Origin of the sequence: Vampirovibrio sp. (assembly GCF_041737375.1) — a bacterium.
GTDB lineage: Bacteria > Cyanobacteriota > Vampirovibrionia > Vampirovibrionales > Vampirovibrionaceae > Vampirovibrio.
In genome coordinates this window covers 29,577-47,252 of the sequence record NZ_JBGSRV010000007.1, presented here as the reverse complement: position 1 = coordinate 47,252, position 17,676 = coordinate 29,577, and the positions used below count along the sequence as shown (strand labels likewise).

Here is a 17,676-nt window from a genome sequence, read left to right as displayed (position 1 = left end):
ATAATTACCCGGAACAGACAGGCGCTTGGCTGTCGTCTGCCAACAGCCGCTGCTTGATGGTGTCAATTAAAGAGGTGGTGGAGCGATTTTCCACCATGGGCACAAATTTAACCTTCGCCCCGATTTTACGCAGGGTGGCAATTTCCGGCAAATTATCCTCGTTGTACTGCGCCCCCTTGGCGTGAAAATCGGGGCGAATGATTTCCATCAGAGGCTCAGGGGTGTCTTCATCAAATAACACCACATAATCCACACAGCCCAAACCGGCCAGCAGTTCCGCCCGATCCGCCTGTGGCACAATGGGCCGCTGAGGGCCTTTTAAACGACGCACCGAGGCATCGGAATTGAGCATCAGCACCAGAATATCGCCCATGCTCTTGCAACCCTGCAAATAGCGCAAGTGGCCCACGTGCAAAATATCAAAGCAACCGTTGGTGGTCACGATAGAAGACTGGCCCCTCAAGGGGGCCAGATCTTCCAGTAGCTTTTCGGTGGAAAGCACTTGTCCCATCGCTAGTGCTTACCCGCTTCAGGCTGGGGAGCCGCCGCGCCTTGAGGGGTAGGCATCACGCCGCCCTGACCCTGAGCTTCTGCTTCCGGCTCTTTAGGCTGATAGGCTTTTTCAACATCAATTTTAGCCACCGAGCGTTGCTGCTGCGCCCATTGCTGCAAAAAGGCCTGCTTTTTCTGCTGAGACATTTGCTCACGAATATTGTCCTTGGCCTCGGCAAAGGTTTGCTGATGCGGGGCCTTGTGATCCAGCACCTTAATAATATGGTAGCCAAACTGGCTGGCCACGACCCCTGGATACAACTGGCCCTTGGGGGTTTTATCGGCGGCGGCCCAGAAAGCGGGGTCTACAGTGCCTTGAGGCATGTAACCCAAATCGCCACCTTTAACAGCCGACATCGGGTCTTCCGAATTTTTCTTGGCCAGTTCTTCAAACTGAGCGGGGTTGGCCTTGATTTCAGTGAATAATTTGTCAGCCTTGGCTTTCAAATCCTGTTTTTTGGCCGCAACGCTTTTTTCCAAATCGGCGTCCGAAATTTTTTCGTTGCCTTTGCGCACTTCCTGCTTAATCTGAGGCTCAATGGCTTTTACCAGAATATGCTTGGCATGAATGCTTTCCGGCACCTTGAACTGATCCACGTTTTTATCGTAGAAATTTTTCACTTCACTGTCAGAAACCTGAACGGCCTGCCCGCCCTTGGCTTCCATAAATTTATTCAGCAGCAGGTTTTCCCGCAACATGGCGTCAAAATCCGATTCCTGCATTTTATTCTGGCTCAGGAAGGTTTTGAACTGCTCTTTCAAGGTAGGATCGTTGAAAATTTTGGCTTCTTTGTATTCTTTCACTTCGGCATCGGTTACCTTAATGCCGGTTTTACTGGCTTCCGTGTTAATCAGGGTTTGCAAAATCAGCTTGTTCAGGGTCATCTGCTTCAGGTAGTCATCCAGCACACTTTTTTGCGCTTCAGGCACGTTTTCAACGTGAAATGACTTCTCAAAATCGCCGTAGGTTTTATCGTATTCGGCCTTGGTAATGGTGGTTCCATTCACGGTTGCCACTTTTTGCCCGCCACCCAGCCCGCCTTTGGCGCAACCGGATACCAGCACGGTAACTGCCAGCATTCCGGCCAACAGAGATACTTTAGTTTTATTCATTGAGGAAGGCTCCTTAAGAATTCGGGTTTTGACTCTCTACAATAATACGGGCTTAACTAGACTGAGGGAGGGAGGGTTTGCGGTTCCCGGAACTGCCTGCCACCGGATGCCCGTTCCACGGCCTGAGGCCGGGAAAACGGATGGAGAACGCCTCAGGTTATCCACTCGTTCAAGAACCCCACTATTATATACAAAAATCCCCTATAATGAAGTGTATGGAAGAAATAGCAGCCGGACAAACAGAAGAATCGCAGAGAGAAGAGAGTCTTTGGTGCGAGCGCTTTGCAGAAGGCGCCAGCGCCTTTTTAAGCTATCTGGATGTCACCCGGGATTTATCGCCACACACCTTGCGGGCCTACCAGTCCGATCTTCAGGTGTTTTTAAGCTGGCTGCCCAATTTTTGCCGGGACATGCCAGCCATGCCCCACCAGCACACGCCCTTCATTGGTTTGCCTGCCGCTTATATCGCCCATTTATCGGGGCAGAATTTGTCAAAAACCTCCCTGGCCCGTAAAGGATCTTCCTTGAAAACTTTTTTCAAATTTTTAATGAAAGAACGTTACTTTGAGGAAAATAGCCTGCCCATTGTTTTTCGCCGACCCAAACAACTGCGAAAACTGCCCAATTTTATGTCCTCTCAGGAAATTGATCGCCTGCTACAAGCGGCCTCTCAAGCACCGGAATCGGCCCTGAAGTGGCGAAACAAAGCCATTGTGGAGCTGCTGTTCTCCTCAGGCATCCGGGTCAGTGAGCTGACTTCTCTGGATGTGGGCCACGTCAACTGGGAAGAATGTGAATTGCTGATTCAGGGCAAAGGGGGACGGCAACGCATGGCTTTTTTCAGCCAACGCAGCCTGAGCGCCCTGCAACGTTACAAAACCTGCTGGGCCGATCTGGGCGAGCAACCCATGACCGCTGAAAGCCCGCTGTTTTTAAATAAAAACGGAAGCCGTCTGGATGTTCGCAGTGTGCGACGGCTTTTGAATGATTTGGGCCATGTGGCCAACCTGCAAAAACCACTGCACCCGCACGTGTTTCGGCACAGCTTTGCCACCCATTTACTGAACAATGGGGTGGACTTGCGGGTGGTGCAGGAACTGCTGGGCCATGTCAGCATTCGCAGCACCCAAATTTACACCCATGTCAGCACAGAACGCCTGAAGCGAGCGTACCTGAAAGCGCACCCCAGGGCGGGGGCCGAAAGTAACCGCGAACTTGGAGACATGGGGAAATCCGTATGAGTATGGAAAAGCGTTTCACGCCTGAAGTTGGGGTAACCGGGGTCAATGGATAAAGGATTTTCCGCCAAGGCGTTTTTGCCTGAGGTCATTTTATTTATCTTGATCAGCATCTTGCTGTTCAACAACATATCGGTTCTGGATATCGATCCCTACAGCGAGTTCTTCCATCTGGAAGCCGCCAAGGAATCCTTAGCGGCGGGCCGTTTCTGGACGCCCTTGCTGAACGGCCACGATTATCTGGTTCGTGCGCCCTTATGGACCTGGTTAGTCACCATCAGCTTCAAACTGCTGGGCGTCAGTTTGTTTGCGGCAAGGCTTCCGGCCGTTTTACTCACCCTCAGCGCATTGGGCCTTATTTACATGATGACGCTGGAGCTGACCAAAAGCCGGTTTTCCGCCTTCTTTTCCGCAGCGGTTCTGGCCACCACCTGGAGCTTTTTTGCTTTGGCCCCACTGGCCACCGCCGATATTTTAGCGCTCAACATTTATCTGGGGTTTTTATGGGCCTTTTTTCAGTGGAAAGAGTTTGCCTCCCGGCGCAACATCCTTCCCGCTGAAATGAACCCCTTATCGCTGATCATGGGGCTTTTGCTGGGCACCTTGCTTTTAACCAGTGGTCCCCTCAGTGTGCTGATATTAGGAACCATTGCCCTTGCTTACCTGTTGATGACCCAAAACACCCATATCCTCAACCGGCTCAATTTACCTCTGCTGTTTTTGCCTTTGCTGTTACTGCCTTTACCCTGGTTGCTGTGGGCCTCCATTCAAACCGGCAAGGCCAATTTTATGGTAGATTACTTACTGGTGTACCCCATTCAAAAACTAATGGGCGGCGGCCTGTGGCAAAACTTAAAGGGAGACTGGCTGTTTTACGCCAAGCAATTAATCAGCAGCACCTGGCCCTATCTTCTGTTTCTGCCGGTGGCCCTGCTGAATACCGAATTGCCGATGGGAAACCGCGCCAGCCAAAATCAGCCCAACCCCACCTACTGGTTAGGCCTGTGGTTTTTAACCGGGTTTGTAATTTACTCGCTGTCCGCTTTTCAAGAACCGACCCTGCTTTTGCCCTTTTTAGCCCCCTTGGCCATCATAACGGGTTGTTATCTCGCTCAAGTGGCCGAATCCGCCAATGGAAAAGTGCCAGAGCATTACGAAAAAGTTCTGATTCTCTGCATTATTTTGATGATGAGCCTTTCGGTATTGTTTACCATTGTCATTTTCCAGATTATTCCCAACAATTACGTGCAAGGCTTCTGGACCTTGCCAGGGCTAGCCGTTCTGGAATCCTTTACCATTAAGGACAAAGTGTTTCCATTGCCAGAGGCCTTTCCTTTGTGGAAATTCTGGCTGATTCCAGGCCCCTTTGTGTTGCTGATTGGCGGCTTTGCCCTGTTTATCATGCAAGCTGGCCGAAAACTGACCTTAACCCCATTGGCCCTGTGTTCAAGCCTGTTGCTTTTTCTGCTGTTTGTTAAATGTGTTTATCTGCCCATTATGAAGCGCCCGGTGCCCCAACAGTTCGCTCAACAAATCAATCGGCGGCTTCAACCGGGGGATCAAGCCCTGCTTTACTCTCTGCACCCCGATATCAAGCGGGTTCTGTTTTACATCGCCCCGGAAAAATTACCGGTAACCCATGTGGTTCGCGATGACCGGGAAATTGCCCAACGGCTCAACAGCGACAACGGGGTGTTGTTTGGGGTGATTCGGGAACGCAGCTATTTTAACGATCTGGGCTACCATCACCGCACCCTGTTGCGGGTCAATCAATACAATTGGCGCTGGGACATCAGCCGTCTGGGAGAGCTGAGCAAACTGGCCTCAGGCCACTTGCCCAATTTTGACAAAATGCGCTCAGAAATTCTTTTTTTTCAAAGCCTACCCACCCAAACCGCCAAGGGTTTATATCAACCCGAAGAAGCCCTTCTGCCATCCCAAAAATCACCCCGCTAAACAGGACTGCCCCAAGATAAAGATTGCGATTTTTTCTTGAACCGGTATAAGTAATTGAAAATGATTCGCAATAAGTTTTGTCGTCAATCGCTGGCCATGCCGTAAGCGGTTCAGGCTGCAACAGCGCAAGTGGAAGGGTTTCTATATGATGACTACTGTTATGGGAATAGGTTCATCGGTTTCCAGCCCCCCAAAGCCGGTGGTTGTCAGGCAGGCTCTGGCCCCTCAAAACCGTTCAACCCGTGGTGCGGGCGATTCTTTTCAGCGCAAGGGCGTTCCCCCTCAGCCCGCCCTCAAAAAACCCAGCCTGTTTCAGCGGCTGTTTCAGCCCAAAACGTCTGTAACAAAATCTCAAGCCATGCGCTTTGGACCTTGGGTAGTGGCAGGCGCCCAGCATGACCGAAAAGAACCCCGTAACCCCATTCCCTTTGAATCTCTGGATGCCATGCTGAAGGAAGTGGAAAATGACGTGGCCCCGGAAGTAGGCTCGCTCCTGAAAAAGGGGTATGCCGACGGCTTAAAGCATCTGCTGAACGTGGGCAACCAAATGTTAGCCGAAATGAATGAACTGACCGATCAGGGCCGTGAGAAGGTAGAACTGGTAGTGTTTTATGAAAACCCTCGTCAGGGAACACTGCGAGACCCCTTTAACCACCAGGCGCTACCCTATGAAATAGATCCCGACAAACAGGAAGTGTGCATGATTCCTACTCCACTTCGCCTGTTCAAAAAATTTGACGCCATGAGCCACTGGTCCACCATTGCCAACGGAAAACAACCCAACAGTGATTTGGAATATCTGGAATTTGCGCCACAGGAGTTGGCTTACTTAAAAGAAACCACCCAAAACCATCGCAAAGCCAAGCCGGAACACCGCTTTGATCTCAATCACAAGGATCAGCTGGCCGACTATGCTTTTCAACTATTTAACATGCTGTACAACGTGCAATTGGCCAAAGAGGAAATGCCGCAGGAAGTCGGTCACGGCGATTCCAGCCACTATAAAATTGGCATTCGATCCACCCACCCGGAAGGCGGCCCCATCAGCATTCAGGATATCAGCCATCTGTTTCCCGGTTGTCGTCTGGGCAAAGCCCCCCCCCATGGATCAGAGAAGGCGGACGGGTCTTTGTTTCTGGCAGAGCAAAAGGCCTATCTGGAAAACCTTTTTTCCAGAGGCACTTCTTACGAATAACACTGAAAACAGACGCAGCTCAACGTCCGTGACTCACTGTCAAACATAAATCCTTTCTCTCCAGACACCGGGGGGTTCCCCTAAAGCTTGCGCTGCTGGGTAAAGGGAAGCAAACGTTTGCTTTTGTTATTTTTGGCGTATGATTTGCTTCGGGTTTTGTGAGAGAAAAAATTATTCATCCAATCAATATTCATCCAGCAGTAGGGAGGGAACTTGTGCTTATGCAGGGGATTTTTTCAATGTTAAATCCGGTGCGCCCGCAGCCCGGTATGCAACGTCCAACTTCAACCAAGGCTTCACCCAAGCCTTTCTTAGGCCACCCGGATCAATTTCAACGCAGTCACCCCAAGCCATCCCCCGGAATTCATGGCAACGGGCTGCCCGCAATCCGCCAACACGCTTTGCAAAACTGGCGCTTATCGCATCCCACAGGAATCACTCAGGCCAGCATGGGTGATTCTGATATTTCGCCAGTCACCCGGATCGTGAACCCCATTTCATTTCAGCGAGCTGAAGCGTTATTAACCGCACTGCAAAGCGAAGGTTCACCGGCTGCCAGTGCCTTGCTGAAACACGGGCCAGCCGAGGGGCTTAAAAAACTGCTGCTTATCAGCAACCGTATGGTCAGCGATGTAAACGGCCTGCGTAAACAGGGGCGCAACAATGTACGCTTTGTGTTCTACCTGCACGACCCTCGCCTGAAGTCATTCAAAGACCCGGAAATCAGCCGACAGAATCCGGACGTGGCGGATGGAGTCCCGGTGCTTTATTACTTCAGCAAGCCAGAAATCCTGCAAGACGTTGAGCGTATCTATCGTCCGCTGCTACACGCCGGAAAGGGCATTCCAGCCCCTCAGCCCGCCAGCCCCGAAAATATGGCCCACCCCATGCAACACCTTTCCTTTAACGAAGCGGAACTTCAATGGCTGAAAAAAACCGCCCAAAGCGCCGGTTTCCAAAACAACCCGACTCACTTTTCCCACTACCTGAGCCTGCTGTTTGATCAGGCCGAAAAGCTGCACCAAATCGGATCAGCCATCCCCCGCCAAGAGTTAGGCGTGTTGCCTTTAAAACTGGGTATTTACTCCGATAACTTGCCGTATCTCAGCTATATCAAACGGGGCAAGCGAAAAGAGCCGCCCACTCGGGACCTGAAGGGTTGGCAAAGGCTGGATGACCCCAAACGCCATTGGGAAATTCACGACATTACCCAGCTATACCCCGATTGTGATTTACAGGGCTATCACCGGGATCCAGCCCAGCATAAGCTCAATCTGGAAAGCCTGATTCCGTTTTGGTACGAAAAAAATAAAGAGAAGGGCTAAGACAGGGTTATGGCTAAAATAAAGGCCGCTCAGGGCTTGCAGTTCTTGCTCAGGTAGCGTTGTAAACCATCTCGCTGTGGGTGCTGGGCGATATCCACCTGTTTATAAAACGTGTACGCCTTGCCATAATCCGCCGAAGCGCAATAGGCCATACTTAAATTGAACTGGGCTTGCGTAATATTGGCGGGATCAATAAATCCGGCTTTTAAGCTCAGGGCCTTGCCCGCGTTTAAAAACACTTCTTCCCAGCCATGCTGAAGCAAGAAAGCCGAAGAGAGGCCCACATAAGCATCCGCCAGGTGCGGGTTATTTTGAATGGCTTTTTGATAAGCCTCAATGGCCTGACTCAGCTGATGGGTGCGGCCATAATGACTGCCCCGGTTGTAATAGGACAGCGCCACCTGATGCTTATCCGTTTGGGCCACAATGCCCGCCGGTAAATAAGGACTGTAACCCACTGGATAAAACCCGGCTTCCAACCCCGGTACCCAACCATGAGCCGACTCAGAGGCAGGCGCCGCTTTTAAATCCTGAGGAAAGTAAACCAGCGCCTTTTCCGAAGGGCTGGTGTGGGTGGCTTTAGACTCAGACCCGGTGGATTCTCCCTGCACCGAGGCCATAGATACTGCATGCCGGGGCAGGGCGCTTTGCGGTTCCCGTTTTTGGGCAGGCTGGGGCGCTGCGGGTTGATGAGCAGGCACCGGGGCATAGGATACTGGCACAAAGCCAGAATCCAGCACCGGAAGAGGTTCGGGGTGAATGCGGGAATCCGTTGAGCGAGAAGGCGAAGCGGAGGATTCAGAGGGCAACCAGGGCGACAGCACCGGGGCCACTGTATTGCTGCGGGGGGAAAGCCGGGGCGTTTTATGATACTGGGCAGAGGCCTGGGTTACCAATAATCCCAGCCCAATCAGGCCCAGCGTTAAGCCTGCGGCCAGCAGACTGGCTGATTGGTTACGCAATCCATCTTTCAAAAGGTTCGCTCCCTGTGGTTCAGGCAAGCGCCACCTAAAAAAAGAAAGTCAGGATGGAGGAAAAAAGAAGGCTATTCCCATTCCACCGTGGCCGGGGGCTTGCTGGTAATGTCGTATAACACCCAGTCTACATTGGGTTGCACCGAAAGTTCCTCAGCCAGATTGCGGATAAATGAGATCGGAATTTCTGAACCAAGCGCCGCCGGACGAGCGGTCATATAATCGCTGGTAATCACCGCCCGAATCACGGCGGAATGCCGAGCCGGACGATCGCCGCCCGCCTCGCTATCCACGGGTAACAGCACGGTAAACAGTTGGCTAATGGCGTCATGAATGCCTTCGGCTTTGAAGCGTTCGGTCACGATGGCGTCCAGCACCCTTAATTTTTCAATCGTGACCGGATTCAACCAGGTGGGGGTCACCGTTTTGAGTTGTTTGGGCATGGGTTTGTCATTCAATAACAAGGCCACCCGGTTAATGGCGTGAATGCGGTTGGGAATCTTCTGGGCCAACGCCCGAATTTGCGACCAGTCCGCCTTTTGCAGGTTGCCTTTAATGGCCGCTAAATAGCGATAACTGCGGCTATCGCCTTGCACACCCACACTTTGCACCGGCACCAAAACCGCTTCAAAACCCTCTGCTTCGGCCAGTTCCTGAAGTTCAGCGTTGACACAGGCATAATCATCGGTGAGGTATGGCTTTTCCACACACAGTACCCGAATCCCCAAACCCGGCCCCGGAAAGGGATGGCGCATCACCAGCGCTTCCGGCAAGCCCAGCATGCGGCCCACTTTACGCACTTCATCCTTGTGCCAGTCCCGATTCGGCTCAATAATCAGGCCTTTTTTGCGCTGCTCCTGAATCAAAGGCACATCGTTGTGGTGGGTTTTAATGGTATGGGCCTGACTGCTGATTTCCCGGTTGCCGCTTTCAATCAAATCCGGGCGCAAGGTGCCTTGGGCAATAAAGGTATCATCCAGATTCAACCCGCTTTTGCGGATGGCTTCAGTAATCAGGTGATAAAACACATCGCCAATAATGCGGCGCTTGGCCTCAGGCTCGGTGGTCTGGCTCAACGGCCCCACCGTTCGGCCATCGATGTCGGTGGTGGCGTTCAGAAACACCGCTTCAGCGTCAATGCGCTCCAGATGCCTTAGGCCAATGGCTTTTAGCGCTTCGCAAACCAAATCGCTTTCCTGAGCCCGCATCATGCCCGAATCGATATGCACGGCGAACACCTGCTCAGCGGGCAGGGCTTTTACCAGCAAGGCGGCGGTCACGCTGGAATCTACCCCGCCGCTAACCAGTACAAATACGTTTTTAGGACCCACCGTGGCCCGAATGTTTTCCAGGGTATCTTCCAGCCGGTGAGACAAATCAAAAGCACCCGTAAGCCCACAAGCCTTGTACAGAAAGTTTTCCAGCATTTTGCCGCCATGAACGCTCAGGTCCACTTCCGGGTGAAATTGCACCCCGTAAAAGCGCTTTGAGGCATTTTGAATGGCCGCCACCACCCCATGCTGATGGGTGGAAATGGAGTGCCCCACCACTTCAAAGCCCTGAGCAGGCTCTCCCACACTGTCGCCATGGCTCATTAGCACATGCTGAGCGGATTCTAAACCATCAAACAACAGGCAGGACGGTTGTACCGTAATTTCGGTTTCCCCGTATTCTTTGGTAGGAGAAGGCAACACGCTGCCCCCAAAATTCCGGTTCATCAACTGCATGCCATAGCAAATGCCCAAAACCGGAAGCCCCATTTCAAAAATAGCCGGATCGCACTGGGGGGCATCCGCTTCATACACGCTATTTGGCCCGCCGGATAAAATAATACCGGCAAACCCCGATCCCAAATCAGCGGCCTTGACATCCACCGGAAAAATCTCGGTGGCCACGTTCAATTCCCGCACCCGGCGATCGATCACTTTGGTGTATTGGGCGCCGCAATCCAGCAAGGCAATTTTTTCAAGCGGGGTAACCCCATCGGCATGAAAGCCAGAGACGGGCTGATTGGCAAGCAATTCCTGATTCATGGGCGGTCAAATTCCTTTTGGGGATTTAATAGAACTGAAGGCTGCGAGAATGCTTGATTATAGACCGAAGCAGGCCGGTTGTCTGCAAGCCGGGTATTCCACCAAAAGCCTAGGCAAACAACAGGTTGTGACGGGCCAGCTTGGCCAGCAACACCAAGGGGTTGCCATCCCGGTAAAAGGCGGAAAAACGGGGAATCTGGTAAATATTATCGGTAGAACGCCATGGCCGGGTTTCCACCGTAAAGGCCGCCTGATAAGGACTTTGAGAGAGCGCTTCCACTTCCCGTGGCCCATAATGCCCCCAGGGATAAGCGAACACCGGCAAAAAATTCTCCCCAAAAGTCTGGTGCAACATCTGGTAAGACTCACTCAATTCGGCCACCATATCGCTTTCAGCCAAGGTGGGAAAATCTCGGTGGTACAAACCGTGACTGCCCAGCGTAATGAGAGGAGAGGCGGCCATGCGTTCCATCTGGGCCAGAGACATGAGCTGATCTCGTTGCGATTCGGGCAAATGGCCCTGATCCCACTCGTTGGTGCCACCGTATCTTCCGGGCAACACAAACACGGTGGCCGGACACTGCTCGGCCTCCAGCACTGGCAAGGCTTCCAGCAGATTATTGGTGTACCCGTCATCAAAGGTCAGTAAAACACTACGATGATCGTTAATCGCATCCGGGGTGGCGGCAAGCACCTCCTGCATGGAAACAATCCGCATGCCCAGCAGGCGCAGGGTGCGAATGAAACGGCTAAGCCCCTGTGGGGACATGCTAATGTGCTTGCGCTCGGGGTGAAGCAGGTGTTTTTCAATGTGATGGAAATTAAAAATCAGCATCAACGGGTTTCCTTGCCTAAAGCGGCTTTATAGGCCGGAGAAACAACCACGCAGGACGTGGCCTTCAACAACCCCTGTAATAATAAACGGGCCAGATTCAAAAAATTGATCCCCGTGTTCAAACTGAACTGGGCCAGTTGCCCTTTGCGGCCTTGCAGCAATTCCGCCATCACCGCCGGGGGATAATGCTGGCGCATCTGCTGATATAAGTGCTGCGCAGAGGGGAAGTAGTCATACATCAGAAAGCGAAACACCAGATTGCGGTGCTGGCGATAAGACAGCAGAGAAAGCTGCGACTCGCTCAAAGTGCCTTGCAAGGTAAATACAATCGACAATTCAGCGCTCAGGGCTTCCTCGTGATTTTTCAGCACGGAACGACAACGCCCGGACAGGCTTTGGCGATACAGAACCAGCCGTTTGCCGGTGGCATAAGCGGGAAATTGCTGGCAAGCCTGAATGAAAAACACCCGATCCTCATGATAGCAAGCCGGTTGAAATCCACCCACCGCCTCAAAAACAGAACGATGCACCAAGGCAGTGCTAGGCAGAAAAATGCCTTCATCCTTCAACACCGCATCCGCCAAATTGCCGGTTTGCTGGCTGATGGCGGGCAGGTTGATTAACTGGTTGGTCTCATTCACCGCGAAATACCCACTGTAAACCAGACAAGCCGGATGATGCGGTGTGGTGCTGGCCCGGCGAATCACAGCCACTTCTTCAGCCAGCTTACGGGGCAACCAAAGGTCATCGGCGTCAATAAAAGCGATATAATCCCCGTTGGCCTGAGCAAACCCGAAGTTGCGGGCCATGGCCACCCCCTGATTGCGTTGAGAGATCACCCGCACCCGATGATCGGCTAACTCGTCACAAAAAGCGGACAACCGGGCCAAAGTATCATCGGTGGAACCATCATCTACAATAATCAGCTCCCAATGGGGGTAGGTCTGGTTCATGATCGAGCGCACGGCGTTCAACACGCAATCGGCGCCATTATAAACCGGCAGCAAAATGGAAATTTTTGGGGTCAGCGCTTGATAAACGCCCGTCAATTTCTGGATTGAGTCTTGCAGGGAAAACTCGGCGGCCCGTGCTATTAAGGCGGTTTTCAGGGCTTGTTGACGTTCGACTGACAGATTCAGCATGGCCTTCAGCCGGTTTTCCAGGGCATCCAAATCACCCACCGGCACCAAACAATCGTTGGTTTGGGGTGTTTCTAAAATTTCACCGGCTCCTTCGCTGGCATAAGCCAAACAAAGCACCCCTGCGGCCATGGCCTCCACCAAGCCCAGCCCAAAGCCTTCCGCCAGCGCTGGATAAATCAGCACGTCCACCAACGCAAGCAGGGCAAACACATCCGTGCGATAGCCCAAGTACTGAGCATTCCCTAAAGCGGCACAAACAGCCGCCACCGTGGGCTTTAAAGGGCCATCGCCCACTATTATAAATTCACAGTCCGCAAAGTCGGGATACTGGGCAAAGCGTTCTGCCAGCGCCAAAAAATGCGCCGGGTTTTTATTGGCATCCAGCCGGTTTACAAAAGCAATCACCCGGCTATCCGGCCGCAAGCCCAGGCGGGCCCGCAGGGCCGGGACATCGGTGTGGGCAACGGCCTGCGTAATGGTATCCAGACAAACCCCGTTGTGGAGCACGTGCCCGCTATGAGGCAGGGCTAAAAACCGTTCTGCCAGCAGTCGTTTTTGCTCCGCCTGACTGACAATCAACAGTTGATCCAGACCGTTCACCGTTTTTTGAAAAATTCGTTTCACCCAGCCTTTAAAAAAGCGTTGCAGGGGATGGGTGGCCCAGCGATCGCTATAGAGAGAGCCGTATCCATGAAAGGTAAAAACAGCGGCACAGCCCCAGTGTTTCACCAGACAGGTTTCCAGCAAGCCAATATGCATATGGACAATATCGGGCTTTTCCCGATCAATCACTTGCTTTAAAGCCCTGAGCGCACCCATATCCAGACTTCTTAAAAAAGAGCGAGCGAAAAAAGACGGACTTTGCACCCCGTACACCGAACAGCCCAAAGCTTTCAGTTGATGGTACAGCGGGGTGTTTTGCGAGCATAAAAACACCGGCTCAAAATCATCATGGGCCAGCAGGGCCTGCCCCACCGTTAGTAAGTAGCGCTCAATGCCGCCCATTTGTCCAAAATCCTGATAAAAGAACAGGATTTTCCGACGACCCACCGGCGATGTACACAACGAACAAGCAGGAGGAGAAGGCTGAGACATCAGGATTTTGGCCAAATGGGGGGCGTTATCCATCAATTATGATCGTCCTGATTCATCAAGCTTATCCAATGTAGATATTAAAAAAAAGCAGGCTGGGAAATTGCCCTGATTTTTAAATTTTTGGCCCTAAGCAACTTTTAGGGAGCCTTGGACTTTTAGTACAAACAGATAGTACAAATGGCTAACCCCTATCGATCCTTTTTTAATATTACTTTTTAAATTTACATTTTTAAATTACAACGTTTGTATCGTCGTTCCCAACCTCAGGTGAGCCGCCATGTTTAGTCGAGTGTTCTCCCCAGTATCCTTTTCCCGGCAGTGGATTCTCTCTGCCTTGTTTTTTGTCGGCCTATTGGCAATGGGCGCCCTGCCTGCCATGGCCGAAAATTTAACCGGGCAACTTCAGTTTGCCGAAGGCACTTACCGCATTAACGTGGGCGATGTGCTGAGCGTGAACGTTTATAACCAGCCGGACTTATCGGGAAGCGCCATTCTGGTGCGCTCCGATGGCAACGCCTCTTTTAACGGGGTGGGAGAAATTCAAGTGGCTGGCAAAACCATTCGGGAAGCCAGTATGTTGCTAGACAGCCAGGTTCGAGAATTGGTGCGAGAGCCTCGCATTACCCTGACCGTGAGTGAAAGCAAACCCCCCAGTGTTTATCTGGCCGGTGCGGTGATGCGACCGGGCATGTTGCAGGCCGGTAACTCGGCGGCCATTATCAGCAACAATAACAACGGTACCCAAGGGGCCTCCTCCGCCAGCAACAATGGGGTTCAGGTGGGTAACAACCTGTCGGCCAACCACATGGACTTTCGACTGTCCAGCGTGTTGGCAAGCTCTGGCGGCGTCAAGCTCTCGGCCGATTTGGCCAACGTGGCCGTCAGCCGAAACGGGCAACTGTTTAAAACCGTCAACCTGTGGAAACTCCTGAAGGAAGGCAACCCGGACAATGACCTGATGCTGCAAAATGGCGATTCCGTCTATATTCCCGAACTGCCGTTTCAGGCGCTGGATGATGAAACCTACAACCTGCTGCTCAGCTCGGCCATTGGTCCCCAGGTTTTCCCGGTTCGTATTATTGGCGATGTAAAAACCCCCGGCGTTTATGATCTCAACAGTGCTTCGCCTTATCTCAACTCGGCCATTGCCAAAGGCGGGGGCTTCAATTACGGGGCCAACATCAAAGTGGTGGCCATTCGACGCTTTACCGGAGAAAACAAGTTCAGCACCTTGCAAGTGGATCCCAACCGTCATGATTTCATGTTGCGTCCCAACGATGTGGTGTACGTTTCCGAACAAAAAGTTTACAAGGCAGGGCGATTTGCCGAAAATGCCGCCAAAATTCTTTCCCCGTTTACCAATGCCAGTTCTGCCATATTTGGGGTAGCAGTGCTGGGAGGAGTCAATTAAACCGCAATGACCCATAATCGACCCTTTGCAACGCCTTTCACCGACTCTACCCCCAAAAAGGAAACTGAGATGGCCCCTTTAACCTCATCACCCTTCCAGCCGAACAAAGCCACATCCGTACAAGCCGATTTGCTTGGTTTTTTAAAACGGAACGCCGCCCTGATTATTGGGGTGGGCCTTTTTGTGACCTTCTGGATGCTGATTTACACTTACATGGTTTACAAACCCGGTTACGCCGCCAAATCCATGGTTATTATCAAAGATTCCGCCATTACCGGGCGCTATATTGAACCCGATCAGTATTATGCCCTGCAAACCACCACTTCCAGCTCATCCAACCCGGTTTTAAACACCATGGGCATCCTCAAATCCGATGCCATTCGCAATGCCTTATGGGAATTTTTCCAAAAGAAGCACCCAGAGCAACTGAAGAAAAATAATATTGAAACCCAACAGGACTGGAACGCCTTTTTTCAGGACGGGTCCGCTTTTATTAAGGCCAAAAACCAGTCGGGAACCGATTTAATTGCCGTTCAGTTTTCATGGACCGATCCGCTCATCGCCAAAGAAGCGCTGGGCGTGGTACTCATCGCCTTTCAAAATGCCAGCCGCGATTTAAACCGATCAGAGCAAACCACCCGCACCCGCTTTTTAGACAAACAGGTGGCTGACATTGAAACCCAGTTAACCAGCATGCGTAACCGCAAAAGCGCTTACCAAAGCACAAACGGTACCGTCAGCGTTCGCCGGGAAGGCGATGATTTGGCGGGCACCCGCATGGAGTTAAGCAATAAGCTCAGCCAGATTGAAGCCCAGGCCCAGGGTAAAGAAAAACTGATGCGTCGCTATCAGCAGTTGTTGGGTATGACCCCTGAAAAAGCGCTGAAAGCGTCTGCTTTGGGACAAAATGGCGCTATCGCCCGTTTGCAGGATGAACTATACCGACTGGAACAGCAGCATTCCCTGCTCAGTGCTTCTTTAACGGAAACCAACCCCAAAGTGCAGGAAATTGAGGCCCAGATTACCCAGGTAAAAGCCAATTTGGAAGCGGAAGAAACCCGCACACTGGGCAGTGCCAAAGCCAACCCTAATCAATCGGTGGTGGCCGACAGCACCCGCAGCGATCTGGTTCGCAGCATGCTGATTGCCCAGGGAGAAGCTCAGGATCTGCGGGCTCAAGCCGCCGTCACCCGAAACCGACTGGGGCAGATCAATTCAGACATCAGCGGCTTTCCCCAAAAAGCGGAAGGGTTGGCCCAACTGGAACAAAAAGAAGCATCGCTCAGCACCGCACTGGATCACTTGCGTCAAAAAGCGCTGGAAGGGCGGCTGAAAGAAGAGCAAACCCTCAGCAACGTGTTTATTGTGGATCAACCCAGCTTGCCGGAAAGCGCTCAATTCCCCAACAGAACCCACCTGGCCATTTTGAGCCTGTTAATGGGTTTGGGCGTGGGCGTGGCCACCGCCTTTGCCAAAGAGCAACTGTCCTCGCCCACCGCCAGCTACGGCATGCCCCAATGGCTAGCGCCTCTGGATGACGACACCCACGAAACCAATAAAGTCACCGAAAATGACCACACCACCGACCCGGCGCCATTCATTGGCCTCCAACCCGCTCACCCCCAAAACGCAGGCCCTGTATTCCCCCTGACCGTGGATGAGGAAGCGACATTAACGCCCCCGCTCAGCCCACGAGAAGCCATGATGTCTCAGCAACCGGTGAGCGATAAAGTGTCCATTCCAGCAATAGGCTCCCTGTTTGATTCACTGGTGCCTGTGGCTGGCCCCATGTTGCACCAGCAGGTTCAGCCACCAGAATTTCGGGAAGATTTAACCCGGGCGCTGCCCCCACAATTCAATAGCCAACCCGCCAGTCCGCATCCAGAGGTTCTCCTGAATAGCACCCGGATAGACGCGGAGGCCAGCCCCTTGCCAGTGAGCGAACCCACCGCCATCGAACTGCTACAGCCTGATTTTAAAGTGGAGGACGCCCTTTTAAGTCCTCACCCCCAAATCATGCCTCCTACCCCCACGCCCGCCAAAAGCGTTCGGGTGGCCGCTACCCCCAGCCCCATTACGGTGGCCCGCGCTCAGGCTTCTCATCAGGAAAATGCCACCCTGCCCATGATGAACCTGGAAGGGATTCCGGTGCTGCATGCCACACCCACCCTCTCCGGCCAATCCAACTCCGATTTTCTGGACAGCTTCCCCATGCCTGAACCAGCCGGACTGGACAGTGCGCGACCCATTGCCTATGAACCGATCCAGTACAAAGCACCTTCCCAAATCAATGTAACGGCGGAAGCCCCTACCCCATCGACACCCGTGGATGATGCGGCCAGCGATCACTATGAAAATCAGGCCCTTCAAATGCCACTGCCTCGCCGTATGCGGAGCATGCCCGCCTTTTTAATGGGCAGCGAAGGTAGCCCTACAGGTGAAGCCTCTGCCACTGAGCAACCCTACACGCTGGTTCCTCGCAAACAATTGCTATCCGCCGATGAAGATCTCACGCAGGAGGTCTCTCCCCTGACAGCGCCCAGCCCACAAGCTCAGGCCAGCGAAATGTTGCCCTTCCCCGAAACGGTGAGCGGTGAGTCTTTTCGTCCCCGCAAGCCTTTACTGGAATCCCTTGGGTTTGGAAAAAAGCCCGCTTACCGCCCTGAAATCTATTCCAGCGTTCAGGATCGCAAAAAAAAGCAGGCCCCGCTTCCCACCTCCATTAATCGACTGATGGCCGCCATTCAGGATAGCCCTAACAGCCGCAAGCGCTAAACGTCACTTGTTTACCCCCAAAGGTTAGAGGT

12 protein-coding genes are annotated in these 17,676 nt (G+C 52.5%); 6 read left to right on the top strand and 6 right to left on the bottom strand.

What is annotated here, in order from left to right; all coding sequences use genetic code 11:
- Positions 1-4: 4 nt before the first annotated feature.
- Both ACEW81_RS03560 and ACEW81_RS03555 read right to left on the bottom strand, forming a co-directional pair.
- A complete protein-coding gene (locus tag ACEW81_RS03560) occupies positions 5-511 on the bottom strand; it encodes an adenylyltransferase/cytidyltransferase family protein (RefSeq protein ID WP_373531594.1) in 507 nt (168 codons plus the stop codon).
- A gap of 2 nt (positions 512-513) precedes the next feature.
- The gene (locus tag ACEW81_RS03555) at positions 514-1,665 is read right to left on the bottom strand and encodes a peptidylprolyl isomerase (RefSeq protein ID WP_373531593.1); all 1,152 of its coding nucleotides are present in this window, start codon (positions 1,663-1,665) and stop codon (positions 514-516) included.
- Between the two features lie 215 nt (positions 1,666-1,880).
- On the opposite strand from ACEW81_RS03555, the gene xerA reads away from it, so the two are divergent.
- The 4 genes from xerA to ACEW81_RS03535 all read left to right on the top strand — a co-directional run bounded on the left by xerA (position 1,881) and on the right by ACEW81_RS03535 (position 7,379).
- Positions 1,881-2,906, top strand: a complete 1,026-nt coding sequence (gene xerA, locus ACEW81_RS03550) for a site-specific tyrosine recombinase/integron integrase (RefSeq protein WP_373531592.1) — start codon at positions 1,881-1,883, stop codon at positions 2,904-2,906.
- A gap of 45 nt (positions 2,907-2,951) precedes the next feature.
- Positions 2,952-4,859 (top strand): ArnT family glycosyltransferase, encoded by a 1,908-nt coding sequence (locus ACEW81_RS03545; RefSeq protein WP_373531591.1) that lies wholly within the window; start codon positions 2,952-2,954, stop codon positions 4,857-4,859.
- A 145-nt stretch (positions 4,860-5,004) separates the two neighbouring features.
- On the top strand, positions 5,005-6,054 hold the full coding sequence (locus ACEW81_RS03540) for a hypothetical protein (protein ID WP_373531590.1): 1,050 nt from the start codon (positions 5,005-5,007) through the stop codon (positions 6,052-6,054).
- A 239-nt stretch (positions 6,055-6,293) separates the two neighbouring features.
- On the top strand, positions 6,294-7,379 hold the full coding sequence (locus ACEW81_RS03535; RefSeq protein WP_373531589.1) for a hypothetical protein: 1,086 nt from the start codon (positions 6,294-6,296) through the stop codon (positions 7,377-7,379).
- Between the two features lie 29 nt (positions 7,380-7,408).
- On the opposite strand, the gene ACEW81_RS03530 is transcribed toward ACEW81_RS03535, so the two are convergent.
- The 4 genes from ACEW81_RS03530 to ACEW81_RS03515 all read right to left on the bottom strand — a co-directional run bounded on the left by ACEW81_RS03530 (position 7,409) and on the right by ACEW81_RS03515 (position 13,491).
- On the bottom strand, positions 7,409-8,353 hold the full coding sequence (locus ACEW81_RS03530) for a tetratricopeptide repeat protein (protein WP_373531588.1): 945 nt from the start codon (positions 8,351-8,353) through the stop codon (positions 7,409-7,411).
- Positions 8,354-8,424: 71 nt separating this feature from the next.
- Positions 8,425-10,386: a glutamine-hydrolyzing GMP synthase gene (gene guaA / locus ACEW81_RS03525; RefSeq protein ID WP_373531587.1), complete on the bottom strand. Its 1,962-nt coding sequence runs from the start codon at positions 10,384-10,386 to the stop codon at positions 8,425-8,427.
- Positions 10,387-10,495: 109 nt separating this feature from the next.
- Positions 10,496-11,221 carry a polysaccharide deacetylase family protein gene (locus tag ACEW81_RS03520; RefSeq protein ID WP_373531586.1) on the bottom strand — a complete coding sequence of 242 codons (726 nt, stop codon included), beginning with the start codon at positions 11,219-11,221 and terminating at the stop codon, positions 10,496-10,498.
- Complete coding sequence (locus ACEW81_RS03515) at positions 11,221-13,491, bottom strand: glycosyltransferase (RefSeq protein WP_373531585.1); 2,271 nt, start codon at positions 13,489-13,491, stop codon at positions 11,221-11,223. The genes ACEW81_RS03520 and ACEW81_RS03515 overlap by 1 nt, the downstream gene beginning before the upstream one ends.
- A 244-nt stretch (positions 13,492-13,735) precedes the next feature.
- Between ACEW81_RS03515 and ACEW81_RS03510 the strand changes: the two genes are divergently transcribed.
- On the top strand, positions 13,736-14,869 hold the full coding sequence (locus ACEW81_RS03510; RefSeq protein WP_373531584.1) for a polysaccharide biosynthesis/export family protein: 1,134 nt from the start codon (positions 13,736-13,738) through the stop codon (positions 14,867-14,869).
- A gap of 69 nt (positions 14,870-14,938) precedes the next feature.
- A complete protein-coding gene (locus tag ACEW81_RS03505; RefSeq protein WP_373531583.1) occupies positions 14,939-17,644 on the top strand; it encodes a hypothetical protein in 2,706 nt (901 codons plus the stop codon).
- The last annotated feature ends 32 nt before the right edge of the window (positions 17,645-17,676 follow it).

What these genes read in the sequence shown, in the direction of transcription:
- ACEW81_RS03520 (WP_373531586.1), bottom strand. Translation starts at nt 11,221, where the DNA reads ATGCTGATTTTTAATTTCCATCACATTGAAAAACACCTGCTTCACCCC.
- ACEW81_RS03540 (WP_373531590.1), top strand. Translation starts at nt 5,005, where the DNA reads ATGATGACTACTGTTATGGGAATAGGTTCATCGGTTTCCAGCCCCCCA.
- ACEW81_RS03535 (WP_373531589.1), top strand. Translation starts at nt 6,294, where the DNA reads ATGTTAAATCCGGTGCGCCCGCAGCCCGGTATGCAACGTCCAACTTCA.
- xerA (WP_373531592.1), top strand. Translation starts at nt 1,881, where the DNA reads ATGGAAGAAATAGCAGCCGGACAAACAGAAGAATCGCAGAGAGAAGAG.
- ACEW81_RS03555 (WP_373531593.1), bottom strand. Translation starts at nt 1,665, where the DNA reads ATGAATAAAACTAAAGTATCTCTGTTGGCCGGAATGCTGGCAGTTACC.
- ACEW81_RS03510 (WP_373531584.1), top strand. Translation starts at nt 13,736, where the DNA reads ATGTTTAGTCGAGTGTTCTCCCCAGTATCCTTTTCCCGGCAGTGGATT.
- guaA (WP_373531587.1), bottom strand. Translation starts at nt 10,386, where the DNA reads ATGAATCAGGAATTGCTTGCCAATCAGCCCGTCTCTGGCTTTCATGCC.
- ACEW81_RS03545 (WP_373531591.1), top strand. Translation starts at nt 2,952, where the DNA reads ATGGATAAAGGATTTTCCGCCAAGGCGTTTTTGCCTGAGGTCATTTTA.
- ACEW81_RS03560 (WP_373531594.1), bottom strand. Translation starts at nt 511, where the DNA reads ATGGGACAAGTGCTTTCCACCGAAAAGCTACTGGAAGATCTGGCCCCC.
- ACEW81_RS03505 (WP_373531583.1), top strand. Translation starts at nt 14,939, where the DNA reads ATGGCCCCTTTAACCTCATCACCCTTCCAGCCGAACAAAGCCACATCC.
- ACEW81_RS03515 (WP_373531585.1), bottom strand. Translation starts at nt 13,491, where the DNA reads ATGGATAACGCCCCCCATTTGGCCAAAATCCTGATGTCTCAGCCTTCT.